Annotated in this window: 21 protein-coding genes; 20 read left to right on the top strand and 1 reads right to left on the bottom strand. The window is 41.4% G+C overall.

The features are described 5' to 3' along the window. Nucleotides 1-166 precede the first annotated feature (166 nt). The 14 genes from ileS to M3196_RS11225 all read left to right on the top strand — a co-directional run bounded on the left by ileS (nucleotide 167) and on the right by M3196_RS11225 (nucleotide 17,219). Nucleotides 167-2,929 (top strand): isoleucine--tRNA ligase, encoded by a 2,763-nt coding sequence (gene ileS / locus M3196_RS11290; RefSeq protein WP_251322405.1) that lies wholly within the window; start codon nucleotides 167-169, stop codon nucleotides 2,927-2,929. A gap of 271 nt (nucleotides 2,930-3,200) precedes the next feature. Then, on the top strand, nucleotides 3,201-3,665 hold the full coding sequence (lspA, locus tag M3196_RS11285) for a signal peptidase II (RefSeq protein ID WP_251322404.1): 465 nt from the start codon (nucleotides 3,201-3,203) through the stop codon (nucleotides 3,663-3,665). After that, nucleotides 3,658-4,572, top strand: a complete 915-nt coding sequence (locus M3196_RS11280; RefSeq protein WP_251322403.1) for an RluA family pseudouridine synthase — start codon at nucleotides 3,658-3,660, stop codon at nucleotides 4,570-4,572. The genes lspA and M3196_RS11280 overlap by 8 nt, the downstream gene beginning before the upstream one ends. 192 nt (nucleotides 4,573-4,764) lie before the next feature. After that, nucleotides 4,765-5,307, top strand: a complete 543-nt coding sequence (pyrR, locus tag M3196_RS11275; RefSeq protein WP_251322402.1) for a bifunctional pyr operon transcriptional regulator/uracil phosphoribosyltransferase PyrR — start codon at nucleotides 4,765-4,767, stop codon at nucleotides 5,305-5,307. Between the two features lie 275 nt (nucleotides 5,308-5,582). Next, a complete protein-coding gene (locus M3196_RS11270) occupies nucleotides 5,583-6,902 on the top strand; it encodes a solute carrier family 23 protein (protein ID WP_251322401.1) in 1,320 nt (439 codons plus the stop codon). A gap of 133 nt (nucleotides 6,903-7,035) precedes the next feature. After that, nucleotides 7,036-7,956 (top strand): aspartate carbamoyltransferase catalytic subunit, encoded by a 921-nt coding sequence (locus M3196_RS11265; RefSeq protein WP_251322400.1) that lies wholly within the window; start codon nucleotides 7,036-7,038, stop codon nucleotides 7,954-7,956. After that, nucleotides 7,931-9,223 (top strand): dihydroorotase, encoded by a 1,293-nt coding sequence (locus M3196_RS11260; RefSeq protein WP_251322399.1) that lies wholly within the window; start codon nucleotides 7,931-7,933, stop codon nucleotides 9,221-9,223. The genes M3196_RS11265 and M3196_RS11260 overlap by 26 nt, the downstream gene beginning before the upstream one ends. After that, the gene (locus tag M3196_RS11255; RefSeq protein ID WP_251322398.1) at nucleotides 9,220-10,317 is read left to right on the top strand and encodes a carbamoyl phosphate synthase small subunit; all 1,098 of its coding nucleotides are present in this window, start codon (nucleotides 9,220-9,222) and stop codon (nucleotides 10,315-10,317) included. The genes M3196_RS11260 and M3196_RS11255 overlap by 4 nt, the downstream gene beginning before the upstream one ends. Further along, on the top strand, nucleotides 10,310-13,516 hold the full coding sequence (carB, locus tag M3196_RS11250) for a carbamoyl-phosphate synthase large subunit (protein ID WP_251322397.1): 3,207 nt from the start codon (nucleotides 10,310-10,312) through the stop codon (nucleotides 13,514-13,516). The genes M3196_RS11255 and carB overlap by 8 nt, the downstream gene beginning before the upstream one ends. Then, nucleotides 13,513-14,283: a dihydroorotate dehydrogenase electron transfer subunit gene (locus M3196_RS11245; protein ID WP_251322396.1), complete on the top strand. Its 771-nt coding sequence runs from the start codon at nucleotides 13,513-13,515 to the stop codon at nucleotides 14,281-14,283. Before carB ends, M3196_RS11245 begins: the two co-directional genes overlap by 4 nt. Continuing rightward, a complete protein-coding gene (locus M3196_RS11240; RefSeq protein ID WP_251322395.1) occupies nucleotides 14,280-15,218 on the top strand; it encodes a dihydroorotate dehydrogenase in 939 nt (312 codons plus the stop codon). The genes M3196_RS11245 and M3196_RS11240 overlap by 4 nt, the downstream gene beginning before the upstream one ends. Next, entirely contained in the window at nucleotides 15,191-15,922 is a 732-nt protein-coding gene (gene pyrF, locus M3196_RS11235) for an orotidine-5'-phosphate decarboxylase (protein ID WP_251322394.1), read from the top strand. The genes M3196_RS11240 and pyrF overlap by 28 nt, the downstream gene beginning before the upstream one ends. Next, a complete protein-coding gene (pyrE, locus tag M3196_RS11230) occupies nucleotides 15,894-16,529 on the top strand; it encodes an orotate phosphoribosyltransferase (RefSeq protein ID WP_251322393.1) in 636 nt (211 codons plus the stop codon). Before pyrF ends, pyrE begins: the two co-directional genes overlap by 29 nt. Before the next feature lie 30 nt (nucleotides 16,530-16,559). Continuing rightward, nucleotides 16,560-17,219, top strand: coding sequence for a class I SAM-dependent methyltransferase (locus M3196_RS11225; RefSeq protein ID WP_251322572.1), 660 nt, complete (start codon nucleotides 16,560-16,562; stop codon nucleotides 17,217-17,219). A 16-nt stretch (nucleotides 17,220-17,235) separates the two neighbouring features. On the opposite strand, the gene M3196_RS11220 is transcribed toward M3196_RS11225, so the two are convergent. Then, nucleotides 17,236-18,945, bottom strand: a complete 1,710-nt coding sequence (locus M3196_RS11220; RefSeq protein WP_251322392.1) for an Rqc2 family fibronectin-binding protein — start codon at nucleotides 18,943-18,945, stop codon at nucleotides 17,236-17,238. Nucleotides 18,946-19,042: 97 nt separating this feature from the next. Here M3196_RS11220 and M3196_RS11215 point away from each other — a divergent pair, with 97 nt between their 5' ends. The 6 genes from M3196_RS11215 (at nucleotide 19,043) to priA (ending at nucleotide 26,942) form a co-directional block, all read left to right on the top strand. Then, the gene (locus M3196_RS11215) at nucleotides 19,043-21,715 is read left to right on the top strand and encodes a calcium-translocating P-type ATPase, SERCA-type (protein ID WP_251322391.1); all 2,673 of its coding nucleotides are present in this window, start codon (nucleotides 19,043-19,045) and stop codon (nucleotides 21,713-21,715) included. A 377-nt stretch (nucleotides 21,716-22,092) separates the two neighbouring features. After that, nucleotides 22,093-22,350, top strand: coding sequence for an extracellular matrix/biofilm regulator RemA (remA, locus tag M3196_RS11210; protein WP_251322390.1), 258 nt, complete (start codon nucleotides 22,093-22,095; stop codon nucleotides 22,348-22,350). Nucleotides 22,351-22,365: 15 nt separating this feature from the next. Beyond that, on the top strand, nucleotides 22,366-22,983 hold the full coding sequence (gmk, locus tag M3196_RS11205; RefSeq protein WP_251322389.1) for a guanylate kinase: 618 nt from the start codon (nucleotides 22,366-22,368) through the stop codon (nucleotides 22,981-22,983). Continuing rightward, entirely contained in the window at nucleotides 22,983-23,189 is a 207-nt protein-coding gene (gene rpoZ, locus M3196_RS11200) for a DNA-directed RNA polymerase subunit omega (RefSeq protein WP_251322388.1), read from the top strand. The genes gmk and rpoZ overlap by 1 nt, the downstream gene beginning before the upstream one ends. Nucleotides 23,190-23,325: 136 nt before the next feature. Beyond that, nucleotides 23,326-24,537, top strand: coding sequence for a bifunctional phosphopantothenoylcysteine decarboxylase/phosphopantothenate--cysteine ligase CoaBC (gene coaBC, locus M3196_RS11195; protein WP_251322571.1), 1,212 nt, complete (start codon nucleotides 23,326-23,328; stop codon nucleotides 24,535-24,537). Further along, nucleotides 24,534-26,942 (top strand): primosomal protein N', encoded by a 2,409-nt coding sequence (priA, locus tag M3196_RS11190; RefSeq protein ID WP_251322570.1) that lies wholly within the window; start codon nucleotides 24,534-24,536, stop codon nucleotides 26,940-26,942. Before coaBC ends, priA begins: the two co-directional genes overlap by 4 nt. The last annotated feature ends 6 nt before the right edge of the window (nucleotides 26,943-26,948 follow it).

Here is a 26,948-nt window from a genome sequence, read left to right as displayed (position 1 = left end):
ATCTGTGGGACAGGTGAGACTCCTAATGGAGCAAAGCTCCAAGGAGGCTCACCGCCCGCCCCGCGGAAAGCGAGCATCTGGAGCGGAAATCAACCACCTACAAATGCTCAAATGTTTATGAAGACAGCTTTTATTTTTACGGTAACGATTTTAAGGAGGAAAAGCAATGAATTATAAAGACACTCTATTAATGCCAAAAACGGAGTTTCCGATGCGAGGAAACCTTCCGCAGCGAGAGCCGCTTGTTCAGGAAAAATGGAATGAATTAAATATCTATGAAAAAGTAATGGAAAAAACAAGGGATCTTCCCCCTTTTATTCTTCATGATGGTCCACCTTACGCGAATGGGGATATCCATATCGGGCATGCGGAAAATAAGATCTTAAAAGATATGATTGTCCGATTTAAATCCATGACAGGTCACTATGCGCCATATGTTCCAGGCTGGGATACGCATGGGTTGCCGATTGAAACGGCTTTAACTAAGAGCGGAAAAGTGAAAAGAAAAGAGCTTACAGTTGCTGAGTTTCGTAAACTTTGTGAAGAGTATGCATTAAAACAAGTAGATCATCAGCGCGAACAATTTAAGCGACTAGGTGTGCGCGGTGACTGGGAGAATCCTTATATCACACTGGATAAAGGCTATGAAGCTAGACAGATCGAAGTATTCGGTGAGATGGCGAAAAGAGACTTGATCTACAAAGGTCTAAAGCCGGTTTACTGGTCACCATCATCAGAGTCTGCTTTAGCTGAAGCGGAGATCGAGTATCAAGACAAGCGTTCTGCATCTATTTATGTAGCGTTTGATGTAAAGGATGGAAAAGGAGTACTTGATACAGATGAGAAACTTGTAATCTGGACAACAACTCCTTGGACTATTCCGGCTAACCTCGGTATTTCTGTACATCCTGAATTAGACTATGTTTCTGTTCAAACTGAAAACGGCACCTATGTTGTGGCGGAAGCTCTTGTAGAGTCTCTTAAAAAACAATTCGAATGGGAACAAGCTGAAATTGTAAAACGCTTCAAAGGAGCAGAAATCGAACATGCAGTAGCCGTTCACCCTCTCTATGGCCGTGATTCACTCGTAATGCTTGGTGACCACGTAACTACAGATGCTGGTACAGGATGTGTTCATACTGCACCAGGACACGGGGAAGATGATTTCCTTGTCGGAAAACGCTACGGGCTGGATGTTTTGTGTCCTGTAGATGACCGCGGTGTGATGACAAAAGAAGCACCAGGCTTTGAAGGACTGTTTTATGATGAAGCAAATAAGCCGATTACAGAACAGCTGAAAGAAAAAGGTGCTCTGTTAAAGCTTTCATTCATCACTCACTCCTATCCTCATGATTGGAGAACGAAGAAACCTGTTATTTTCCGTGCAACGGCTCAGTGGTTTGCTTCTATTAAAGGTATCCGTGATGATATGCTTCGTGCGATCGAAGAAGTTAACTGGGTTCCAACATGGGGTGAGACTCGTCTTCACAACATGATTAAAGACCGTGAAGACTGGTGTATTTCCCGTCAGCGTGCATGGGGTGTACCGATTCCAGTATTCTACGGTGAAGATGGTGAAGCGATTCTCACAGAAGAAACGATCAGTCATGTTGTAGAACTTTTCAGAGAACATGGTTCAAACGTATGGTTTGAAAGGGAAGCGAAGGACCTTCTACCTGAAGGATTTACTTCTCCTCATAGTCCAAATGGACGTTTTTCAAAAGAAACAGATATCATGGATGTCTGGTTTGATTCCGGAACTTCACATTGGGGAGTTCTAGAAGAAAGAGAAGATTTAGTCCGCCCTGCTGATTTGTATTTAGAAGGATCTGACCAGTACCGTGGATGGTTTAACTCTTCACTTTCTACTTCAGTTGCGATCTCAGGCAGAGCACCTTATAAAGCTGTCCTCAGCCACGGATTCGTTCTTGATGGAGAAGGGCGCAAGATGAGTAAATCGATCGGTAATACACTTGATCCGATTAAGGTAATGAAGCAGCTTGGAGCTGATATCATCAGACTATGGGTTTCTTCAGTAGACTATCAGTCAGATGTACGTGTTTCTGATGATATCTTAAAGCAAGTAGCGGAAGTTTACCGTAAAATAAGAAATACGCTTCGCTTTTTATTAGGGAACCTGCATGGTTTTGATCCAAAACAGCATGCAGTTGCTTTTGAAGATATGCCTGACCTTGAAAAATATATGATGGTAAAGCTGGATAAAGTCGTTTCCAAAGTTAAAAAAGCATATGAAGAGTATCAGTTTATTACCGTTTACAACACGATCCATAACTTCTGTACGATCGAGTTAAGTTCGTTCTATTTGGATATGGCAAAAGATACACTTTATATCCAAGCTGAAGACGATCATAAACGCAGAAGCATTCAAACGGTTATGTACGAGTCTCTTATGGCACTGACAAAACTCTCTGCACCTGTTTTATCTCACACAGCAGATGAAGTTTGGGAATACATCCCTGGAGTTGAAGAAGTTAGTGTTCAGCTTACTTCCATGCCGGAAGTGAAAAACTATCAAGGTACAGAAAAGCTTGAAAAAGACTGGAATCTATTTATGGATGTTCGCGGTGAAGTTCTAAAAGCACTTGAAGAAGCGAGAAGCCAGAAAACGATCGGTAAGTCCTTGACAGCATCTATTACACTGTACCCAACTGAATCCCTTAAGCCATGGCTTGAGAGTGTTGAGGATCTGAACAAACTCTTCATCGTTTCAAAGGCGGCTATCGGAGGAGCTAAAACAGATGCTCCAGAAAGCGCGAAAGCTTTTGAACATGTAGCTGTCTCCGTAACATCAGCTGAAGGCGAAACATGTGAACGCTGCTGGGTTGTTTCAGAAGATGTTGGCAAAAATGAAAATCACCCAACACTTTGTGCAAGCTGTGCAGACATCGTTGAAAAGAATTATGCTTAATTGATTAGGGAATCCCGCTGATTTGCGGGATTCTTTTCTATATCCGAATGAAGATAATTGTCGAGGAATGTAGACTCGTGGATAAACCCCGAAAACTTTTGGATTAACAGCCAAATCTCGTGGATATAAGTTCAAAACTTTTGGATTCAGCTTGAAAACTTTTGGATTCAAGTCTCAAAACATGTGTTAATTGGGTAAATTAAATTGTAGAACGTCCGATTGCTGTGCTACAATTCAAAAAGACATAATTTCTTAAATCGGAGGAGTTCTATTGTTTTATTATCTCTTGGCTTTGTTAGTGTTCGCTGCCGATCAAGCGACTAAATGGATAATTGTAAAAAAAATGGACCTCGGCCAGTCTATACCTGTCATTGATCAAGTGTTATACATAACCTCACACCGTAACAGAGGCGCAGCATTTGGGATATTGCAAGATCAGCGCTACTTTTTTATCGTTATTACAGTTATTGTAGTCGCCGCTGTTATCTATTACTTGCAAAAACATGCCACTGACAAGCTTCTTAAAACAGCACTTGCGCTAGTTTTGGGAGGAGCACTTGGAAACTTTATAGATCGTCTTCTTCGTGGTGAAGTGGTTGATTTTGTTGATGTATATATCGGAAGCTATGATTTCCCGATTTTCAATGTTGCAGACAGTGCTTTAGTTATCGGTGTAGGTTTGATTTTTATTCAGAGTTTTATGGAAAGCAAGCAGAAGGAGACAGAGAATGAGTAAATTTGAATATACGGTAACCAGTGATCAAGTAGGAAGCCGTATTGATAAAGTTTTGTCTGAGGTCCAAGATGAATGGTCAAGGTCACAGATTCAAAACTGGATAAAAGATAAAATCGTACTTCTTAACGATAAACCCGTTAAGTCGAATTATAAATGTGCAGCGGGAGATTTTGTTGAAATTGAAATCCCAGAGCCTCAGGAACTAGACGTTGTACCAGAGGAAATGAATCTTGATATCGTGTATGAAGATGCCGATGTGCTTGTGGTAAATAAACCTAGAGGTATGGTTGTCCACCCTGCTCCAGGACATTATAACGGCACACTTGTTAATGGGCTTATGGCTCATTGCAAGGATTTGTCAGGTATTAATGGTGTATTGCGCCCCGGTATCGTTCATAGAATCGACAAAGATACTTCAGGGTTATTAATGGTTGCTAAAAACGATATGGCGCATGAATCACTAGTAAGCCAGCTTAAAGATAAAACGACTACGAGAATTTATAAGGCTATCGTTCATGGTGTTATGCCGCATGACCAAGGTACAATTGACGCACCGATCGGCAGAGATAAAAACGACCGCCAAAAAATGACGGTAACAGATGAAAACAGCCGAAATGCGGTTACCCATTTTAACGTGATTAAACGATACACCAACTTTACATTTGTAGAATGCCAGCTTGAAACAGGAAGAACACATCAGATTCGTGTTCATATGAAATATATCGGTTTCCCATTGGCTGGAGATCCAAAGTATGGTCCATCCAAAACGCTTCCTATTGAAGGTCAGGCTCTTCATGCTCAAACATTAGGATTTAATCATCCTAGAACAGGTGAGTATATGAAATTCGAAAGAGACATTCCATCTGAAATGAGCGAGCTGCTGGATTTATTAGAGAAAAGAAGTTGACAATAGAAACGAATTTTGTCATAATCAATGTAACTTAAATAGTCCTTTAACTTTAGTCCCGTGAGGCTGAGAAGGAAACGTTATTAATGAGTATCCAACAGGGATTGCTCTATCCTCTCGTCATGCGTGGCGGGAGGATTTTTTTGCGAATGATGACGGTTAAAGGGAACTTTTGAAAAAGGAGGGTGTATTATGTCAAAGACTGTTTTAATGGATGACCAGGCAATCAGAAGAGCTTTGACCCGAATTGCTCATGAAATAATCGAGCGTAACAAAGGAGTCAAGAACATCGTATTAACCGGCATAAAAACCCGTGGTGAGTTCCTTGCTAAAAGGCTTGCTGAACGAATTGAACAAATCGAAGGAAACGCAGTTTCAGTTGGTGTGATCGACATTACACTTTACAGAGACGATTTGAAAATCAAGACTGATAACCAAGAGCCTCAGCTGAAAGGAACTGACATTCCTGTAGAGGTCACAGACAAAAAAATCATTTTGGTTGATGATGTCTTATATACAGGCAGAACTGTAAGAGCTGCGATGGATGCTATCATGGACCTTGGACGGGCTTCCAGCATACAGCTTGCTGTATTGATCGACAGAGGTCACAGGGAGCTTCCGATCCGAGCGGATTATGTCGGTAAAAATGTTCCGACTTCGAGCGAAGAAATCATATCTGCTTCACTTATAGAAGTAGACGGATTAGATGAAGTAGCGATATCAACAAATAAATAATTGTCCCTTTAAAATCAGTCCAGAGAGGCTGGCAAGGGAGGTAATAAATCGCGTGCAGCACAGATTTACCTGTATTCACGTGTGCCTCCACGGCCTCTTTTGCTAAAGCAAGAGAGGTTTTTTATTGCGAAGAAGTAATATCCAGCTTCAACGACCAGTCCCTCGAGGTCACTTTCCTCCTTCCCTTGACACAAATAGCGTGTCAGCGTGCAGAAGTTAAGTGCTTGTCGTGACTAAACGGCCGTTTCAGCTTTTAAAAATAGGAGGTAATCAAAATGGATAACCATACAAAAGCAATTTTAGATGTACATGAAAAACCGTCGCCGGTTCAATGGCTTACGTTAAGCCTGCAGCACTTATTCGCCATGTTTGGCGCAACGGTGCTTGTTCCTTTCTTAGTAGGACTTCATCCTGGAGTAGCGCTTGTATCAAGCGGACTTGCAACGCTAGCTTATCTTTTGGTAACAAGAGGACAGATCCCTGCTTACCTAGGATCCAGCTTCGCTTTTATAACGCCAATCTTAACCGTAAAAGCATTTGGCGGTCCAGAAGCGGCGATGCTGGGAAGCTTTCTTGCAGGTTTAGTTTACGGAGTGGTTGCACTCTTGATCAAAGGCTTCGGTTTTAGATGGCTGATGCGCATTCTCCCTCCGGTTGTAGTCGGACCAGTCATTATCGTAATCGGACTTGGACTTGCAAATGTTGCTGTAGGAATGGCCATGAACTTGCCAGGGACTGAAGAATACAGTTTAACACACTTTACGGTTGCACTCTTTACGCTCGCAGTTACAATAATATGCTCTATCTTTTTTAGAGGTATCTTAGGAATCATCCCAATCTTAATCGGAATCATCGCTGGTTATACATTTGCCTACTTTAGAGGACTTGTTGATTTTACAAAAGTAGCTGAAGCTAAATGGATTCAAGCCCCTGATTTCATCGTTCCGTTTGTAACGTACACTCCTGACTTTTCTTGGAGTATAGCGATGATCATGATGCCTGTCGCAGCAGTAACAATTGCTGAACATATCGGACATCAGCTTGTACTGTCTAAAGTTGTGGGACGTAACTTTATTGAAAAGCCCGGCCTTCATCGCTCTATTTTAGGAGACGGACTTGGAGTAATGATCGGCTCAATGATCGGTGGACCGCCTGTAACCACTTACGGTGAGAACATTGGAGTGTTAGCAATCACTCGAGTTTACTCCGTATTCGTAATCGGAGGCGCTGCAGTGACAGCCATCCTGTTCGGATTCTCCGGAAAAGTAACAGCCTTAATCGGCACAATTCCAACCGCTGTCATGGGCGGTGTTTCGATCTTGCTGTTTGGGATTATCGCTTCATCGGGTTTACGGATGCTTGTAGATAACAACATAGACTTTGGTAACAAAAGAAACCTGATTATCTCCTCAGTTATTCTTGTAACAGGTATTGGAGGAGCGGCCCTTAAGATTAATGCAAACTTTGAGATTGCTGGAATGGCGCTCGCAACATTAATCGGTATCTTTTTAAATCTGGTCCTTCCAGGCAGAGAAGATGATAAAGACTTACTGAATAAGATGTTCAAAACAAACGGTAACGACACAGCTGCATAATACACCTTTTAATTAAGTACGAGATACTTGAAAGGGTGAACTCTGTTAAGAAAAACCTGGTTTTTCTTTCTGTTAAGAGCACCCTGAAAACGACTTTCAGGGTGCTATTTTTATGAAAAAAGGAGAGTTATGGATGAACCATTTGCTTACAATGAATGAGTTATCGATTGAAGACATTCAATACATTTTAAAAAAAGCTGAAGAATTTAAGAGTGAAAAACAAGATCAAATTTTTCACCAAAAGATGATCGCAAATTTATTTTTTGAGCCAAGTACAAGAACTAGGTTCAGCTTTGAAGCAGCAGAATACAGACTTGGCATGAAACCTTTAAATGTGGAAGTGAACGGATCTTCTTTCCAAAAGGGAGAAACGCTCTACGACACATTAAGAACTCTTGAGGAAATCGGCGTTGAAGCTTTTGTAATCCGGCATCCTCATGACCGTTATTTTGACGGCTTAGCTGAAAAAATAAATGTTCCGATTATTAACGCTGGAGATGGCTGCGGCAATCATCCAACACAATCTCTGTTAGATGTGCTGACGATTCAGCAGGAATTTATTGTGCTGCAAGGATTAACAGTAGTAATCGTAGGAGATATCCTGCACAGCAGAGTTGCACGTTCAAACGCAGAGGTGCTTCGTAAGATGGGAGCAAAAGTCTTATTCTCAGGTCCTGAAGAGTGGTTTGTTGATGAGTGGAAGGATGACTTCATTCCGATGGACGAAGCTGTTGAAGCAGCAGATGCTCTAATGATGCTAAGAATTCAGCACGAGAGACACAGTGCAAGTATGTTCTTAACAAAAGAAGACTATCACGAGCAATATGGTTTAACGATAGAGCGTGAGCAAAGGATGAAGCCACATAGCATCATCATGCATCCAGCGCCAGTTAATAGAGGTGTTGAGATAGCGGACGAACTTGTAGAATGTGAACGATCACGAATTTTCAGGCAAGTACAAAATGGTGTTTTTATCAGAATGGCTGTATTGAAATGGGCATTATCTACAAATCAGGAGGCGGTAAACGATGGGTTACTTATTAAAAAACGCTAAGATTCTCGACGGAAACAACAATTTGATCCAAACAGATATCTTGATTAAACATAATCTTATTAAAAGAATAGACAAAAACATCCCTGTTGATGAGCATGAAGTACTTCGAGCGGACGGTAAACTCGCTACACCCGGATTTGTAGACCTGCATGTTCACTTAAGAGAGCCTGGCGGTGAACATAAAGAAACAATTGAGACTGGAACAAAAGCTGCGGTAAAGGGCGGCTATACAACTCTTGCTGCTATGCCAAACACTCGGCCTGTACCAGACAGTGCTGAAATGCTAGAGCTTGTTCAGGAAAAAATTAAGATTGCAGCAAGCTGCAGAGTATTGCCATACGCCTCAATAACAACTCGCCAAATCGGCAATGAGCTAACCGATTTTGAGACTCTTCTAAAAGGTGGAGCATTTGCTTTTACTGATGATGGTGTAGGTGTGCAGTCAGCTGGAATGATGCTGAAAGCAATGAAAGAGGCAAGCAGACTTGGAGCGGTAATTGTAGCACATTGTGAAGATAACTCGCTTCTTCCTAAAGGAGGGGCATTCCATGAAGGACAGTTTACTGAAAAAGAAGGTCTGCCCGGCATTCCATCTGTAAGTGAGTCCGTTCACATTGCCCGTGATGTATTACTCGCAGAAGCAGCAGGTGCAAGATATCATGTATGCCATGTAAGTACAAAAGAATCTGTAAGAGTATTAAAAGATGCAAAGCGTGCAGGCATAAAAGTAACTGCTGAAGTAACTCCGCATCACTTGATTCTGAGTGATAAAGATATTAAACCAAATGACACTCATTATAAAATGAATCCGCCTCTTAGAAGTGAAGCGGACCGGAAAGCTTTGATACTAGGCCTTAAAGAGGGAACACTGGATTTCATTGCAACAGATCACGCGCCACATAGTGCTGAAGAAAAAAGCCAGGATGTTGAACTTGCGCCTTTTGGAATTGTCGGTCTGGAAACTGCATTTCCGCTTCTTTACACAGAGCTTGTTTTAAAAGAAGAAATTTTCACACTGCAAGAACTGGTAGACAAGATGACGAAAAAACCGGCAGAAAGTTTCAATCTGCCTTTTGGGACCCTGGCAGAAGGAGCTATTGCAGATTTGACCATCGTAGATCTGGAAATAGAAGAAACGATTAAGGCCAGCGAATTTGTCTCTAAAGGAAAAAATACACCGTTTGATGGCAGGGTCTGCAAGGGATGGCCGGTTGCAACGATTTTTGACGGAAAACTTGTTTATCACAAGGAGGAGAGCTTAGTATGAAACGTTATTTAATACTAGAAGATGGAACCATTTTTAATGGACTTGCATTTGGTTCACAGGGTGAATCAAGCGGAGAGGTTGTATTCACGACAAGTATGACAGGATACCAGGAAGTTATGACAGATCCATCTTATTGCGACCAAATCATTTGCTTTACGTATCCGTTAGTTGGAAACTACGGAATCAACCGTTCTGATTATGAGTCAATCCATCCGGCAACAAGCGGGATCATTGTAAATGAACATGCTGAGTTCCCAAATCATCACGAAGGCATGCAGTCATTAAGCAGCTGGCTTACGGCTAAAGATATACCTGGCCTGTACGGTATTGATACTCGTAAATTAACAAGAAAAATCCGTCAGCACGGAACATTAAAAGGCAAAATGGCAAATTCCATCGAGAATGCTGAAGAAATCATTAAAGAATTGAATGCTTCTCCATTAACAAACGATCAGGTTAAAAAAGTTTCAACAAAATCTCCTTATCACTTACCGAACAGCGGAAATAGAGTAGTAGTTGTAGATTTTGGTGTGAAGAGCGGAATGCTTAGAGAATTATCAAGACGTTTATGTGATGTAATTGTTGTGCCATACAACACAACAGCCGCTGATATCATCCGCCTTCAGCCAGATGGCGTACTTCTAAGCAATGGACCTGGAGACCCTAAGGATGTTCACTCAGGAATCACGATGATACAAGAATTGTTGAAACATAACGTACCGATCTTAGGGATTTGTCTAGGACACCAGCTTCTTGCACTAGCATGCGGTGCTGATACGGAAAAATTAAAGTTCGGACACAGAGGATCTAACCATCCTGTAAAAGATCTTTCGACTGGTAAGATCGCATTGACCTCTCAAAATCACGGTTATGCAGTAAATGAGAAATCACTCATGGATACTGAACTGGTCCTTACGCATCAAGCAGTAAATGATGGAACAGTAGAAGGATTAAAACATAAATTAAAACCTGCGTTCTCTATTCAGTATCATCCTGAAGCATCACCTGGACCACAAGATTCTAATCCTATTTTTGATGAGTTCATGAACATGATTAAAACAACTAAGAAAGAAGGTTTGATGCAATATGCCTAAACGACATGATATCCGAAAAATCCTAGTGATAGGCTCAGGACCCATTGTGATTGGACAAGCAGCTGAATTTGATTATGCGGGAACACAAGCTTGTCAGGCTTTGAAAGAAGAAGGTTATGAAGTTGTTCTCGTTAACTCTAACCCGGCAACGATCATGACAGATCCGAATATGGCAGATAAGGTATACATCGAACCGTTAACACTTGAATTTGTATCTCGAATTATCCGTCAGGAACGCCCAGATGGACTTCTTGCAACTCTTGGCGGACAAACAGGACTTAACTTAGCCGTTGAACTTTATAACTCGGGAATATTAGAAGAATATAACGTAGAACTGTTGGGTACGAAGCTTCCTTCTATCCAGCAAGCAGAAGACCGCGACTTGTTCAGAGAACTAATGAGAGAATTAAATGAACCAGTTCCAGAGAGTGCGATTGTTCACAATATGGAAGAAGCAAGAGCGTTTGTAGAGGAAAATGGCTACCCGGTTATCATTCGCCCTGCATTCACGCTTGGCGGAACCGGCGGCGGTATCGTAACGAATGAAGAGGAATTTTTAGAAATAACGCCAGCTGGACTTCATGCAAGCCCGGTTGGACAAGTATTGATCGAAAAAAGCATCGCAGGCTTTAAAGAAATCGAATATGAAGTAATGCGAGATAAGAATGATACGGCTATCGTTGTGTGTAACATGGAAAACATTGACCCAGTCGGGATTCACACAGGTGATTCTATCGTAGTTGCACCAAGCCAAACACTTACTGACAGAGATTATCAGCTTTTGCGCAATGCTTCACTAAAAATAATCCGAGCACTTCAAATTGAGGGAGGCTGCAATGTCCAGCTAGCTCTTGACCCAGAGAGCTCACAATATTATGTAATCGAAGTAAACCCGCGTGTCAGCCGCTCATCTGCATTAGCTTCAAAAGCGACAGGATACCCCATCGCAAAGCTTGCAGCGAAAATTGCAGTGGGCTACACATTAGACGAAATTAAAAACCCGGTAACAGGTACAACTTACGCTTGTTTTGAACCTGCACTTGACTATATTGTTTCAAAGATTCCAAGATGGCCTTTTGACAAATTTGAAGGCGCGAACAGAAAGCTTGGAACACAGATGAAAGCAACGGGTGAAGTTATGGCGATCGGACGCAACTTCGAAGAATCCATTTTAAAAGCAGTTCGTTCGCTTGAAATTTCAGCTTACCATCTTGAAGTGAAAGGAAAAAACCTTAATAAAAAAGAGGTCGAAGAAAAAATTCTTAGAGCAGACGATGAAAGACTATTTTATATCGCAGAAGCTTTCAGAATGGGTGTTACCGTTGAAGAAATCTATGACTGGACTAAGATTGACTTGTTCTTCTTAGAAAAGCTGCACGGAATCGTATTGCTAGAAAAACGTGTGAAAGAGCGCAAAAAAGATTCCGTTATTTTAAAGAAGGCAAAAGAAAAGGGCTTCAGCGACCGATGGATCGCAGATGCTTGGGAGATGGAAGAATACGAGCTGTATAAATTCAGACTAAACGAAAAAATCAAACCTGTGTTCAAGATGGTCGATACGTGTGCGGCAGAATTTGAATCTGCAACACCTTATTACTACGGAACATATGGAGAAGAAGATGAATCAGTCGTTACAGAAAAAAAGAGTGTTGTAGTGCTTGGATCTGGTCCGATCAGAATCGGACAAGGAATTGAATTCGACTATGCTACAGTACACACGGTTTGGGCGATCCAAGAAGCAGGGTTTGAAGCGATCATTATCAACAACAATCCTGAAACAGTTTCAACCGACTTCAGTATGTCTGACAAGCTTTACTTTGAACCACTGACTGTAGAAGATGTTATGCATGTCATCGAACATGAAAAACCAGAAGGAGTGATCGTACAGTTCGGCGGACAAACGGCGATCAATCTTTCTGAAGAGCTTGAAAGAAGAGGCATTAAGATTCTAGGTACATCTCTTGAAAGCATGGACCTTGCTGAAGACAGAGAACAGTTTGAACAAGTGATGAAGAAGCTTGGAATTCCGCAGCCTGCAGGGAAAACAGCATTCTCTGTTACTGACGCTGTAGCAATCGCATCCACGATCGGATATCCTGTGCTAGTTCGCCCTTCATATGTACTAGGCGGACGGGCGATGGAAATCGTGTATCAGGAAAGCGAACTTCTGCAATACATGGAAAACGCAGCGAAAGTAAATCCTGATCATCCGGTGCTGGTTGACAGATACTTGGAAGGGAAAGAAATAGAAGTTGACGCTATCTCAGACGGAAATGATGTTTTCATTCCAGGAATGATGGAACATATTGAACGTGCGGGAGTTCACTCAGGTGATTCCATTGCGGTATATCCTCCGCAAACCCTTCCTGAAACGATTAAACAAAAGATTATTGAAAGAACCATCTCTATCGCTAAAGGCTTGAAAATCATCGGATTATTAAATATCCAGTTCGTTTGGCATAAAGATGAAGTGTATGTATTGGAAGTGAATCCGCGTTCAAGCCGAACGGTACCGTTCCTAAGCAAGATTACAGGTGTACCGATGGCAAACGTGGCAACAAAAGTAATTCTTGGTGAGAGTTTAAAAAGCCAGGGTTATGAAACAGGCTATCAAAAAGAGGCAGATGAAGTATCTGTAAAAGTACCTGTGTTCTCATTCGCAAAACTTCGCCGAGTCGATACGTATTTAGGACCTGAAATGAAGTCTACTGGAGAAGTAATGGGCAGAGATAAGAATTTACAGAAGGCTCTTTACAAAGGCCTTATCGCATCTGGCATGAAAATTCCAGCATACGGCACAGTACTCTTTACAGTTGCAGACAAAGATAAAAAAGAAGCGCTTGATATGGTGAAAAGATTCTACGAGATCGGCTATACAATCATGGCGACTGAAGGTACAGCAAATATCATCGAAAAGGAAGGAATTCCAGTAGATGTGGTAGGTAAAATCGGCTCTGAAGGCAGAAATCTCCTTGATGTAATCCGAAAAGACGAAGCCCAGTTTGTTGTAAACACACTGACTAAAGGGAAAATTCCTGCAAGAGATGGTTTCCGGATACGAAGAGAATGTGCGGAGAACGGTGTAGTATGTCTTACAAACCTGGATACTTCAGTAGCACTGTTAGAAGTACTCGAATCTATCTCTTTCTCAGCTCATGCCCTTTCATCCTTTACAAAAAAAGAAAAGGTGCTCGTATGAAGAAACATCTGTTAAGAATTACTTCAAATACGGAAATTGCACGCAACATCTTTGAGATGAAATTGACTGGCTCTGGTGTAAGTCTTATGACTGCACCTGGTCAGTTTCTCCATGTCAGTGTAGGAAAGGATTCTTCTAATCTTCTGCGTCGGCCGCTTTCGATCTGTGATGTGGATCTTGACCGAGAAGAAGCAACTTTGCTTTACCGGGCACAAGGTGATGGGACAAAGCAGCTCAGCCAGAAGAATAATGGTGAGATGGTGGATGTACTGGGTCCGCTCGGAAACGGGTTTAATTTGGACACGGTCGATCAAAACAAAAATGCCTTGCTCATCGGCGGAGGAATCGGAGTGCCGCCGCTGTATTACCTCGGTAAGCAGCTGAAGAGTTCTGGTGTACAGGTAACATTCATCTTAGGTTATCAATCTAAGGAAGATAGTTTTTATGTAGAGAAGTTTCAGGAAATTGGAGAAACGATTGTTACGACAGTTGATGGTTCTCAAGGGCAAAAGGGCTTTGTAACAGATGCTATGGAACCTTGTTTAGAGGATGAGCCTGTTATCTATTCAGTTGGTCCTGGTGTCATGCTGAAAGCTGTTGAAGAAAGAGCAGGAGGTTTAGACGGCTATCTTTCTTTAGAAGAACGCATGGGCTGCGGCATCGGAGCATGCTTTGCCTGTGTATGTCCGACTGAAACAAGACAATCAGGCTATGTCAAAATTTGCAGTGATGGTCCAGTTTTTAAAATGGGGGAGGTTGTTTTATGAGTCGGCTAAGCGTTTCATTGCCAGGATTAAATATGAAGAACCCCATTCTTCCAGCATCGGGTTGTTTCGGATTTGGAAAAGAATACGCAAAATGGTATGATCTCAGTCTTTTAGGTGGAATCACCATTAAAGCGGCCACACTCGAAGGGCGGTTCGGTAACCCGACACCGCGGGTAGCTGAAACCGAAAGTGGAATGCTGAATGCGATCGGTCTTCAAAATCCAGGTGTTATTAACATCTTGGAGAATGAACTTCCTGCACTAGAACCTTATAACATTCCGATTCTTGCAAATATTGCGGGATCAACAGAAGAAGAGTATATCGAAGTAACAAGGCAAATTTCAGCTTCACCGCTCGTATCTGCCGTTGAATTAAACATTTCATGCCCGAATGTAAAAGAAGGCGGCATTCAGTTTGGCACGCATTATAAATCTGCGGCAGATTTAACACGCCAAGTGAAACAAGTATCTGAAAAACCTGTTTACGTTAAACTTTCACCGAATGTATCCAACATTGTAGAGATGGCACAGGCTGTAGAAGCTGCAGGTGCTGACGGTTTATCGATGATTAATACCCTTATCGGGATGAAGCTGGATTGGAGAACAGGCAAACCTATCCTGGCAAATAAGACAGGCGGATTATCAGGTCCAGCAATCAAACCGGTAGCAATCCGGATGATCTATGAAGTGAGCCAAAAAGTTTCGCTGCCGATAATCGGGATGGGCGGAGTGAGTACAGCTGAGGATGTTTTAGAAATGATGTCAGCGGGTGCCTCAGCTGTTGCTGTAGGAACTGCGAATTTTGTGAATCCGTATGTGTGTCCCGAGATTATTGAGAAACTTCCAGACCTGCTGGATGAGATCGGCGTTAGGAATATAAGTGAAATGACAGGAAGGAGTTTTAGGCAATGGAAAACCCCCTTATCATCGCGTTAGACTTTGAATGTGCTGATAGAGCCAAGGATTTTCTTTCGGGATTTGAAGGAGAGTCTCCTTATATAAAAGTAGGAATGGAGCTTTATTATGCAGAAGGACCTTCTTTAATCAGATGGCTGAAAGAAAAAAACTTTCGTGTCTTCCTGGATTTAAAGCTTCATGATATTCCAACCACGGTTCATAAAGCAATGAAAGTTATTGGCGGACTTAACGTTGACATGGTTAATGTACATGCTGCTGGCGGTACAGCAATGATGAAAGCAGCAAAAGAAGGTCTTCTTGCCACAGGAGCACAACATACGAAATTGATCGCCGTTACACAGCTTACAAGTACAACAGAGAAAGTGCTTAAGGAAGAACTTTTAATAAAAGATACAGATTTGAACGAAAGTGTTACACATTATGCAACGCTTGCAAAGGATTCAGGCTTAGACGGAGTAGTTTGCTCTGTCCAAGAAGCAAGAGCGATTAAAAATGTTTGTGGCGATGACTTCCTAACTGTAACACCTGGAATCAGACCTGAAGGATCTGATACACATGACCAGGCACGGATCGCGACTCCTGCTGAAGCTGCAGTGAAAGGATCAGACTACATGGTTATTGGAAGAAGCATTACGCAGTCCGAAAAACCTGCGGGCACCTACAAAAATATTTTAAAAGAATGGAGAGACGCACATGAAAACCATTTCCAAACATTTGCTTAATATAGGGGCTGTTACGTTATCCCCAGAAGATCCATACACATGGTCTTCAGGCATGAAATCTCCTATCTATTGCGATAATCGTCTTATCATTGCCTATCCAGAGATTCGCAAACAAGTAGCAGATGAACTTTCTTCATTAATTAAAGAACATTATCCAGAAGCTGATCTTATTGCAGGAACAGCTACAGCCGGTATTCCTCATGCTGCTTTTGTAGCAGATCATATGAATTTGCCGATGTGCTATGTAAGATCCAGTGCAAAAGGCCATGGTAGAGCAAAGCAGATTGAAGGCCTGACAGAACAAAGCAAAAAAGCTGTTGTAGTTGAAGATCTGATTTCAACAGGCAAAAGTTCCATTCAATCTGTTCTTGCCCTTCGTGAAGCAGGAATTGAAGTGCTTGGGGTTGTTGCGATCTTTAGCTACGGGTTGAAAAAAGCGGACGAAGCTCTTGGTAAAGAGGAAATTTCTTTTCAAACCGTTACGAACTTTAGTACATTAATAAAGGAAGCACAAGAAAGCGGTACGATTAGTGACCAAGGGCTTTCTTTATTAAAAGAATGGCAACGCGACCCTGAACGATGGGGAGCTGCCTCTTTTTCCAAATAGTTTTCTAGGGAGATTACGAATTTGAGAAAAATGAACGGTGAAGAATTTGATGAACTGGTATCCTTTTTTGATAGTATGGCTAGAACATCGTGGTTAAGAGAGATTCATGATACGTTAAAAGAAACAACGGGCACCTGGAATGAAAAAGATGTGCTTGATGTAGGCTGCGGAACTGGAAGGCTGTTGCTTCGTGGAGCAGAGGAGGCAAACAAACTGGTCGGTGTTGATTTGTCATCCGAGATGGTTAAAGCGAGCATACAGCAGTTCTTCTATCATGAACTTAGCAGCAAAAGTGAGTTTTTAGTAGCCGATGCAGTGGACTTGCCTTTTGAAGACGGATCCTTTGACCTCGCATTATCTACGTGTGTAATGTTTTTGTTGCCAGAGCCGGATACAGGGATAAACGAAATTCATCGCATTCTTAAAAAAGACGGAGAAATTGCTATGCTGAATCCCAGCGAAAAAATGAGTCAGGAAACGGCAGCTCAGTATGCAAAAGATAATGGGATCATTGGTTTTGAGAGAACCGCTCTATTAAAATGGTCCAATGTAAGTACTAGAAGGCATCGATATACGTTGAATGAAATGACCACATTGCTGAAAGACCTTCATTTTACAGATGTGAGGCATAAAGAAGTACTTGGAGGGCTTGCGATCATAAGCATGGCAAAAAAAGAGCAGAACAGCTAGAACTGTCCTGCTTTTTTTATTTTTTTAAGCGGAAAACCAAATCCTCATCAGGTGTCACGAAGACGGTTTGCTGATTGTCGTAAATAACAAATCCAGGCTTTGAGCCGTTTGGTTTTTTTACATGTTTGATTAATGTGTAATCAACAGGGACCGAGCTTGAGTTTTTTGCTTTGCTAAAAAACCCTGCTAATATGGCTGCTTCTTTGATCGCTGTTTCACTTGGAGACGAGGACCGGATTAATACATGTGATCCTGGAATGTCTTTTGTGTGCAGCCATGTTTCGTTCGCTCTGGATAGTTTAAATGTTAAATAATCGTTCTGTTTGTTATTTTTTCCAACCAGAATTTCTGTTCCGTCGGTTGAAATAAACTTCTCAGGCTGAGGCGTCTGATTCTGTTTTTTCTTGTTCTTGCCTTGACGGTGTTTTAAATAACCGCCTTCACTCAGTTCTTCGCGAATTTCTTCAACATCTTTCATAGAAGCAGAATCCATCTGAACGATCAGTCTTTCGAAATATAGCAATTCATTCTTTGCTTTTTCGATCTGATCTTGAATAATAGAAACGGATTTTTTGAGTTTTGCATATTTCTTAAAGTAGCTTTGCGCATTTTCGGCAGGTGTTTTTAGTGGATCGAGTTCAATTTTTACTAAAGGCTGATCTTCAGAAAAATAGTCCTCCACTTCAACATCTTTATCACCTTTTTTCGCAAGGTACATATAGGCTGTAAGAAGTTCACCTTTGCGCTGATATTCTTCAGCATTTGCGGTTTGTTCAAGCTCTTTTTCCAGTTTTCCGATCTTTTTTGTAATTTTGTCATACTCATTAGAAAGATATTTTTCAAGGTCGTTTGCCTGCTGTTTGATCCGGTCACGGTCGGCTTTTCCGTAAAAGAACCGGTCGAGCAGCTTGCTTACGGTCTCAAACGGACGGACATCGCCTGTAACATGTTTTAAAGAGATAACGGAAAAGTATTCTTTCTTTTCGTTCGTGATCATTTGGGGTTCGTACTGCTCTGCAGATATCTGTTTCATTACTGTCAGAAAAGCTTCTGCCACTTCTTCTTTTACAGAAAGCCCAGCGCGGTAAACGATTTCCTTTGCGATTAAAGGGGAAAAACCGCTAAATCGTGATACAAGCTGTTTATCCAACTTTCCTTCATTCCAAGAAATGTTTGAAATAAATTCCTCTTTCGTTGTTACAGAAAAAGGATTCGTTTTTTCCTGTGCTGGAGGCATGACGAACGTATAGCCAGGCAGTATCGTTCTATGGCGGTTTTGAAAACTGGGAATATGCTTGATACTGTCTATAATTTTTTCTGATTTTTCATCCACTAAAATGACATTGCTATGTCTTCCCATGATTTCAACATAGAGAACTTTAGTCGTTTCATCCCCGATTTCGTCTCTGTTTTTCACGGTGAGCTTTATTATTCTTTCAAGGTCCAGCTGTTCTATCTTTTCAATAAATGCACCTTCTAAATGCTTTCTGAGCAGCATACAAAACATCGGAGGAGTGTCTGGATTCTCATATTGATGCTCTGTTAAATGCATTCTTGCAAATGAAGGATTAGCCGATATTAATAGCTTATGATTTTTTCCGTTTGCCCGAATTGTTAAAACAAGATCTGTTTTATGTGGCTGATAAACTTTAGAAATTCGGCCTGACGTCAGGTTATTCTGCAGCTCAGCGGCAACTGCGCGTGTCATTATTCCATCAAAACTCATGATTGGTTCACCTCTTATTTCTGATTCATAGTATAGCATTTTTGCGGACATGCCTGCATATAAATGGCATAAACTAATCTTATTAGAGGTGGAAGCTATGAATTGGTACCAGCTGCCGCAAGACGAAATTGAAGCCATCCTGAACAGCAGGCTGGAAGAAGGGCTCTCGAAAAACGAGCAAGAAAGACGGTTAAAGTTAGATGGACCCAATCAGTTAGAAGAGGGGAAGAAGCAGCCTGCTATTCTTATGTTTCTCGCACAATTCAAAGACTTTATGGTCCTCGTGCTTTTGGCAGCAACTTTGCTGTCAGGTTTTTTAGGCGAGTATCTGGATGCGATCGCCATTATCTTGATTGTTTTGATGAACGGAGTTCTTGGCTTCATTCAAGAACGAAAAGCAGAAAAGTCGCTTGCTTCTTTAAAAGAACTTTCCGCTCCGACGGCACAAGTATTAAGAGAAGGTAAATGGGTTTCAATCGCAGCTAAGGAAGTAGTCACAGGTGATGTTGTGAAAATTAAGAGCGGTGACAGGGTTGGTGCAGATATTCGTTTACTTAAAACATCAGGTCTTCAAATCGAAGAATCTGCATTAACGGGTGAGTCTGTTCCTGCTCAAAAGCATAACAATTTGCTCAAAGCAGACGAGCTTGCACTTGGTGATCAGGAAAACATGGCTTTTATGGGAACGATGGTAACGAGAGGTACAGGACAAGGAATCGTAGTTGCAACAGGTATGAAAACTGAAATGGGGAAGATTGCTCACTTGATTCAATCTGCTGAGAATCTGGCAACTCCTCTTCAGATGAAGCTGGAACAACTCGGGAAAATTTTAATAGCTTTGGCATTGCTTCTGACGGTGCTAGTTGTTTTAGCAGGTGTAATGCAAGGGCATGATCTATACAGCATGATTTTGGCCGGTGTTTCTCTAGCCGTTGCTGCAATTCCTGAAGGGCTGCCGGCAATTGTTACGATTGCACTCGCGCTTGGGGTACAAAAGATGATACGAAAACGCGCGATCGTTAGAAAACTTCCATCAGTTGAAACACTCGGATGTGCAACAGTCATATGCTCGGACAAAACTGGAACGCTTACACAAAATAAAATGACCGTTACACGTGTCTGGTCACAAGGCAGACAGTGGGTCGTTAGTGATGACGGTTTTGAAGTGGCAGGATCAGGGATTAACGAAGACGGCAAGCGAGGGGATAAACTTACTGAAGTTTTAGCATATGCTGCACTTTGTAACAACGCATTACTTGAAGAAGGAAAGAATGGAACTTTCACTGAGGTGGGTGATCCAACAGAAACAGCTCTCTTAGTAAGTGCCTATAAAGCAGGTATTACTAAAGAATCATTAAGTGAACAGTTTACGATTCAGCATGAGTTCCCTTTTGATTCAACGAGAAAAATGATGAGCGTTATCGTACAGGATACGGAAGGCAATCAGATGCTCGTTGTAAAAGGTGCTCCAGATGTTTTATTGGAAAAAAGTGATTATATTGTTTGGGATGATAAAAAACAGTTAATGAAACAAGCCCACAAAGAACGCATCAAAGAAGCAATATATGCTTTAGGAAGCCAGGCGCTTAGAACGATAGCGGTCGCAGTCAGACCTCTGAAAGAAGGTGAATATTACGCGCAGGCAGCTTTTGCTGAAAGAAGTCTCACTTTTATAGGGCTTCAAGGAATGATGGATCCTCCTCGTCCGGAAGTGGAACAAAGTATAAGAGATTGTCAGACTGCAGGTATTAAAACGATCATGATAACAGGTGATCATGTAGTGACAGCTGCAAGCATTGCAAAAAGGCTGCACATGCTTCCTGAAGGCGGCAGAGTGATGGAAGGCTCAGAACTCGCGCAGCTCAGTGATGATGATCTGGACAAAGTATCTGAAAATGTATATGTATACGCACGTGTTTCTCCTGAACATAAATTAAAAATCGTAAAGTCCTTGCAGCGTAAAGGACATGTGGTTGCTATGACCGGGGACGGGGTGAACGATGCACCTGCTATAAAATCCGCCAACATCGGTATCGCTATGGGGATTACAGGAACAGATGTAGCGAAGGAAGCTTCCTCTCTCGTATTGGGAGACGATAATTTTGCTACCATACGTTCAGCTATTGAAGAGGGAAGAAACATCTATGAAAATATCCGAAAGTTTATTCGATATCTATTAGCTTCAAATGTCGGTGAAATTCTGGTTATGCTGTTTGCGATGATAATGGGACTGCCTTTGCCTCTCGTTCCAATTCAGATTCTATGGGTGAACCTCGTGACAGACGGACTGCCGGCGATGGCATTAGGAGTAGACCAGGCAGAAGAAGATGTTATGAGAAGAAAACCACGGCAGGCAAAAGAAGGGGTCTTCTCAAGAGGCCTAGGATGGAAGATTGTTTCCCGCGGATTTTTAATAGGGGGAGCAACCATACTCGCGTTTTGGGTAACTTTAAATGAAAATCCAGACCAACTAATAGTTGCACAGTCTGTCGCGTTCGCCACTCTTGTTATGGCACAGTTAATTCACGTATTTGACTGCAGAAGTGAACGATCCGTTTTCCATAGAAATCCGTTTCAAAACGGCTATCTTGTTCTAGCGGTCATTTCATCCATTCTATTATTGCTTGTCGTTATGTATGTTCAGCCATTACAGGAAATCTTCCACACCGTACCGCTTTCTGTAAGACAATGGCTGCTCGTTCTAGGCATGGCTTCCATTCCAAGTTTTGCATTAGCAGGTTTTCAGCTGTTTAAAAGAGAAATACGTTAAAATGAGAGCTGGCTCTGAAAAAAAGAGCCAGCTTCGTTTGTTTTTATTAAAAACAAGCAAATTCTGATAAGAATTTGCCGGATTTATGCTCGTTCGGGAAGATGTATGAGCGGTTCCCAAAAATTACGAGCAAATCATAAAATTTACGGTGTTCAGTGAAATGTATGGCTTCCTGGAGTTAAAAGCCCGCTCCCTGCAAAGAGATCCTTGTTAATAATTCACGATATTTCCGCAAAATAAGGGAAATTAGTTTAGATTCTATTATTTATGTGCTAAAATATAGGAACATGTGTACAGTTTTTCACAATATCGTACAATTAGCGTATGACCCGTTATTCCATTTGGCTAGAATAGTAGCAGGTTAGGGGCGGTTAAAGATGAAATTAATTAATATTGGTTACGGAAATATTGTTGCTGCTCACCGGATTATTGCGGTAGTCAGTCCAGAATCTGCACCGATAAAAAGATTAATCACGGTCGCAAGAGAAAAGAATATGCTGATTGATGCTACATATGGCCGCAGAACAAGAGCGGTCGTTGTGACCGATAGTGATCATGTTATTCTGTCGGCTGTACAGCCAGAAACTGTAGCTCACAGGCTTATGTCGATTGATGAGGGTTCAGAAGAAAGTTAGGTTGTGGAGGTTTATATGGAAAAAGAAAGAGGCATTCTGTTTGTGCTTTCCGGTCCTTCCGGTGTAGGAAAGGGTACTGTTTGTAAGGCGCTTCGTGAACAAAAGCTTGACATTCAATACTCAGTTTCGGCCACAACAAGGCAGCCGCGTGAAGGCGAACGACATGGAGTAGAATACTTCTTCAAAACGAAAGAAGAGTTTTTACGCATGATAGAAAATAAAGAACTGCTGGAATGGGCAGAATATGTCGGCAACTACTACGGAACACCGATCGAATATGTTAACAGCACACTTGATGACGGCAAAGACGTTATTTTAGAGATTGAAGTTCAAGGTGCGCTTCAAGTTAAGAACCTTTTCCCAGAAGGTGTGTTCATCTTCTTAACACCGCCAAGTCTGGATGAATTAAGAAATCGTATTGTTGGGCGCGGCACAGAAACGGAAGATTTGATTAACAATCGTATGACTGTTGCGAAAGAAGAAATAGAGCTTATGAAACACTATGACTATTCTGTCGTAAACGATGAGATTGAATCTGCTTGCAATCGCATTAAAGCAATCATTACAACAGAACATTGCCGTGTTGACAGAGTTCGCCCAAAATACGAAAAAATTTTAGGAGATGACAAATAATGCTATATCCATCCATCGATTCTCTTATGGAAAAAATTGACTCAAAATATTCTCTTGTTACACTAAGTTCAAAACGTGCGAGAGAAATCCAAAAGCATGGCAACCAGCAGATTGCTAACCCTGTATCACATAAGTTTGTTGGCAAAGCACTTGAAGAAATTCAATCTGGTATCTTAAAAAAAGTTGGGGAAACACCAGCTGATTAATATAGCCCGAAAAATATACAACCTTGACTCAAGGTTGTTATTTTTTTGCACTAAAAAACCCATAAAGTTTTTTAATACATATAAATGCTGTAAAATAGATGTGAATTGTTAAGCAAATGAGCGGCGGAAGGGGTTTATTATGGAAAAGAAAAAAGTTTTGCTTGCTGTTACAGGCGGAATTGCAGCATATAAAGCAGCTACTGTAGCAAGTAAGTTATATCAAAGCGGATATGAAGTGAAAGTTATACTTACAGAGTCTGCCCAGAAATTCATTACACCACTAACCTTTCAAACGCTGACTAGACAAGTTGTATTTACAGATACGTTTGAAGAAAAAGATCCGTCAGTCGTCAGTCATATCGAAATTGCAGATTGGGCTGATCTTGTATTGATTGCTCCAGCTACAGCAAATGCAATAGGAAAACTAGCGAATGGAATTGCTGATGATATGCTGACAACTACATTACTTGCAACAAAAGCGGATGTGCTGATCGCACCTGCGATGAACGTTAATATGTTTAACCATCCTGCCGTGAAAAAGAACATGGAAACACTTGCTTCATACGGCTGGCGATTTATAGAACCGAATGAAGGACTTCTTGCCTGCGGATGGATCGGTAAAGGAAGACTTGCAGAACCAGAAGAACTTATAGATTCTGTTCATGCGTATTTCCAGGAAAAAAATGAGGAATCTTCATTAACTCTTTCAGGAAAAAAAGTGATGGTAACAGCAGGCCCGACCAGGGAAGAACTTGATCCAGTACGTTATTTTACAAATCATTCTTCTGGAAAAATGGGATATGCGATAGCTGCAGCGGCAAAAAAACTAGGTGCTGACGTCACTCTAGTAACAGGACCTACTTCCCTTGAAGTCCCATCTGGAATAAAAGTAGAAAGGGTTACTTCTGCAAAAGAAATGTTTGATCAAGCACTTAGTCTTTATGCAGAACAAGATGTTGTCATTAAATGTGCAGCCGTTGCAGACTACACGCCAGTAACTGTACATTCAAATAAATTTAAGAAAAAAAATGATACATGGACGATTGAGCTGAAAAAAACGGATGATATTTTACAGGCTCTAGGCGATAGAAAAGAACATCAAATTCTGGTTGGATTTGCGGCTGAAACTGAAAACCTTGAAGACTATGCAAAAGATAAATTAAAAAGAAAGAATTTGGATATGGTAGTTGGAAACGATGTTTCTAAAGAAGGGTCCGGTTTTGGCAGTGATACGAACGAAATCATAATGATAAAAAAGGATGGTTCGGTATGCCCGCTACCGATTCTTTCAAAAGAAAAAGCAGCTCGCGAAATATTAGAAGAAGTGATGGACATGATGAAACGATGATAGCGGCGGTTGTTGTTGATGTTCCTTCCGGCAGTGTAAATAAAACGTTCGATTATAAAATTCCCGAAGAGTGGAAGAATTGGGCGGAACCTGGTATGAGAGTTATTGTGCCATTCGGACCAAGAAAGCTGCAGGGTTTCATTTTAGAAGTGAAACCATCATCTTCTGTAAAAGGGATCAAAAGCATCACAGAAATACTTGACCCGCTTCCGGTTCTTACACCTGAACTGATTGATTTGGGAAAGTGGCTTGCAGAAAGTACGCTAAGCTTTTATATCACTGCTTATCAAGCCATGCTGCCAGCTGCCATGAAAGCGACCTATGAAAAATTTTTCGAAATACTGAAGCCAGAGGAAATACCAGATGAGATATTTTCTCTATTTTCTGCGAATAATGAACTAAGTTTAATGGATGTTACCAAGCATTACCCTCATTTGCTCAAAAACCTTCAGGAACTTACAAAAACCGGAGTACTGGATGTTATTTATAAAGTAAAGGATAAGGCAAATAAAAAGAAAATAAAATTTATCTCTATTGCTGACAGAACTCTTGCTGAAGAAATGCTGCAGCAGAACCAGAAAAAAGCAGAGAAACAAAAAGCAGTACTGTCAGAAATGATCAGCAGGCCGCCAGGTGAATATTCGCTTCAGGAAATACTAAACGAAACAGGAGCGTCGATATCGTCGGTACAGTCCCTTTGTAAAAAAGGTGTACTTTTTATTGAAGAAAAAGAAGTATACAGGGATCCTTTTCAAGGTAGAAACATTAAACGGACAGATGCACTCTCGCTGACAGAAAATCAGCAAAATGCCATAACACCTATATTAGAATCGATTGAAAACAACGAGCATCAGACGATTCTCGTTCACGGTGTAACAGGCAGTGGAAAAACAGAGATTTATCTTCAATCTATTCAATCTGTTTTAGATAAAGGAAAAGAAGCGATTGTATTAGTGCCGGAAATTTCACTTACCCCTCAGATGGTGAACAGGTTTAAAGGCCGCTTCGGCAGTTCAGTAGCTGTGCTGCACAGCGCATTGTCTATAGGAGAGAAATATGATGAATGGCGAAAGATTCTTAGGAAAGAAGTTTCTGTAGTCGTAGGGGCGCGTTCTGCTGTTTTTGCGCCCTTTGAAAATTTAGGGATCGTAATCATTGATGAAGAACACGAAACGAGCTATAAACAAGAAGATCATCCGCGATATCATGCAAGAGACGTGGCGATCTGGCGGGGCAGATATCATTCGTGTCCAATCGTGCTGGGCAGTGCCACTCCTGCTTTAGAGACTTATGCGAGAGCACAAAAGGGGCGGTATAAACTAGCAGGATTAAAAGAAAGAGTCCATTCGAATCCAATGCCAGAAGTGACGATTGTTGACATGAGAGAGGAACTGAAAAACGGAAACCGCTCGATGTTCTCAAACGAATTAATGGAAAAGCTTAAAACAGGTCTTGAAAAAGGTGAGCAGTCCGTTCTTTTTCTAAATCGGAGAGGCTATGCTTCGTTTATACTGTGCAGAGATTGCGGATATGTAGCACAGTGTCCTCACTGTGATATCTCACTTACCTTCCATAAGAGATTTGGAGAATTAAAATGTCACTATTGCGGCTATAAAGAGACTACCCCTTCAGCATGTCCTTCTTGTACATCAGAGCATATCCGCTTTTTTGGTACAGGTACTCAAAAAGTAGAAGAAGAACTTACTAAAGTTCTGCCTGAAGCAAGAGTGATCAGAATGGATGTTGATACAACTTCAAAAAAAGGAAGTCATGAGCGTTTGTTAACCGCTTTTGGAGATGGAGAAGCAGATATCCTTTTAGGCACTCAGATGATTGCAAAGGGACTTGACTTTCCAAAGGTTACGTTAGTGGGTGTGCTGGCAGCAGATACAATGCTTCATCTCCCGGACTTCAGGGCCTCAGAAAAAACATTCCAGCTGCTGACCCAAGTAAGCGGAAGGGCTGGAAGGCACGAGTTGGAAGGGAAAGTTATTGTTCAGGGCTATGATATTAGCCATTACAGCATTCAACTCGCTTCACAGCATGATTATGAAAGTTTTTATAACTTTGAAATGAAAACAAGGAAGCTTCATCAATATCCGCCATTTTATTATTTAGGTTTGTTGACCTTCAGTCATTTAGAACTGATGCAAGTAGTGGAAGCTAGTGAAAAAGCAGCAAGCTTCCTATCGAAACGATTATCGCCTGACAGTCTGCTTCTTGGTCCTGTAACATCTCCCATTGCACGTGTGAAGGATAGATATCGTTATCAGGTCATGATAAAATACAAAAATGAACCAGAGCTAAGAAACTGGTTTGAAGAAATTATATCCCATTTTCAAAAAGATAAAAGTATAAAAGATCTTCAAATTACGGGTGAGTTAAATGCCCAGACACTTATGTAGCAATAA

The sequence above is a fragment of the Fictibacillus nanhaiensis genome, from assembly GCF_023715445.1.
Taxonomy (GTDB): domain Bacteria; phylum Bacillota; class Bacilli; order Bacillales; family Fictibacillaceae; genus Fictibacillus; species Fictibacillus nanhaiensis_D.
Note: the sequence above shows the minus strand (reverse complement) of the source record. Positions and strands in the feature narration are given on the sequence as shown.

Bases quoted from the DNA above. Each gene is read 5' to 3' on its own strand.
- M3196_RS11225 (WP_251322572.1), top strand. From the start codon at position 16,560: ATGAACGGTGAAGAATTTGATGAACTGGTATCCTTTTTTGATAGTATG.
- M3196_RS11270 (WP_251322401.1), top strand. From the start codon at position 5,583: ATGGATAACCATACAAAAGCAATTTTAGATGTACATGAAAAACCGTCG.
- M3196_RS11260 (WP_251322399.1), top strand. From the start codon at position 7,931: ATGGGTTACTTATTAAAAAACGCTAAGATTCTCGACGGAAACAACAAT.
- carB (WP_251322397.1), top strand. From the start codon at position 10,310: ATGCCTAAACGACATGATATCCGAAAAATCCTAGTGATAGGCTCAGGA.
- priA (WP_251322570.1), top strand. From the start codon at position 24,534: ATGATAGCGGCGGTTGTTGTTGATGTTCCTTCCGGCAGTGTAAATAAA.
- gmk (WP_251322389.1), top strand. From the start codon at position 22,366: ATGGAAAAAGAAAGAGGCATTCTGTTTGTGCTTTCCGGTCCTTCCGGT.
- remA (WP_251322390.1), top strand. From the start codon at position 22,093: ATGAAATTAATTAATATTGGTTACGGAAATATTGTTGCTGCTCACCGG.
- M3196_RS11245 (WP_251322396.1), top strand. From the start codon at position 13,513: ATGAAGAAACATCTGTTAAGAATTACTTCAAATACGGAAATTGCACGC.
- M3196_RS11255 (WP_251322398.1), top strand. From the start codon at position 9,220: ATGAAACGTTATTTAATACTAGAAGATGGAACCATTTTTAATGGACTT.
- M3196_RS11220 (WP_251322392.1), bottom strand. From the start codon at position 18,945: ATGAGTTTTGATGGAATAATGACACGCGCAGTTGCCGCTGAGCTGCAG.
- M3196_RS11240 (WP_251322395.1), top strand. From the start codon at position 14,280: ATGAGTCGGCTAAGCGTTTCATTGCCAGGATTAAATATGAAGAACCCC.
- rpoZ (WP_251322388.1), top strand. From the start codon at position 22,983: ATGCTATATCCATCCATCGATTCTCTTATGGAAAAAATTGACTCAAAA.
- pyrE (WP_251322393.1), top strand. From the start codon at position 15,894: ATGAAAACCATTTCCAAACATTTGCTTAATATAGGGGCTGTTACGTTA.
- M3196_RS11280 (WP_251322403.1), top strand. From the start codon at position 3,658: ATGAGTAAATTTGAATATACGGTAACCAGTGATCAAGTAGGAAGCCGT.
- M3196_RS11215 (WP_251322391.1), top strand. From the start codon at position 19,043: ATGAATTGGTACCAGCTGCCGCAAGACGAAATTGAAGCCATCCTGAAC.
- pyrF (WP_251322394.1), top strand. From the start codon at position 15,191: ATGGAAAACCCCCTTATCATCGCGTTAGACTTTGAATGTGCTGATAGA.
- M3196_RS11265 (WP_251322400.1), top strand. From the start codon at position 7,036: ATGAACCATTTGCTTACAATGAATGAGTTATCGATTGAAGACATTCAA.
- ileS (WP_251322405.1), top strand. From the start codon at position 167: ATGAATTATAAAGACACTCTATTAATGCCAAAAACGGAGTTTCCGATG.
- pyrR (WP_251322402.1), top strand. From the start codon at position 4,765: ATGTCAAAGACTGTTTTAATGGATGACCAGGCAATCAGAAGAGCTTTG.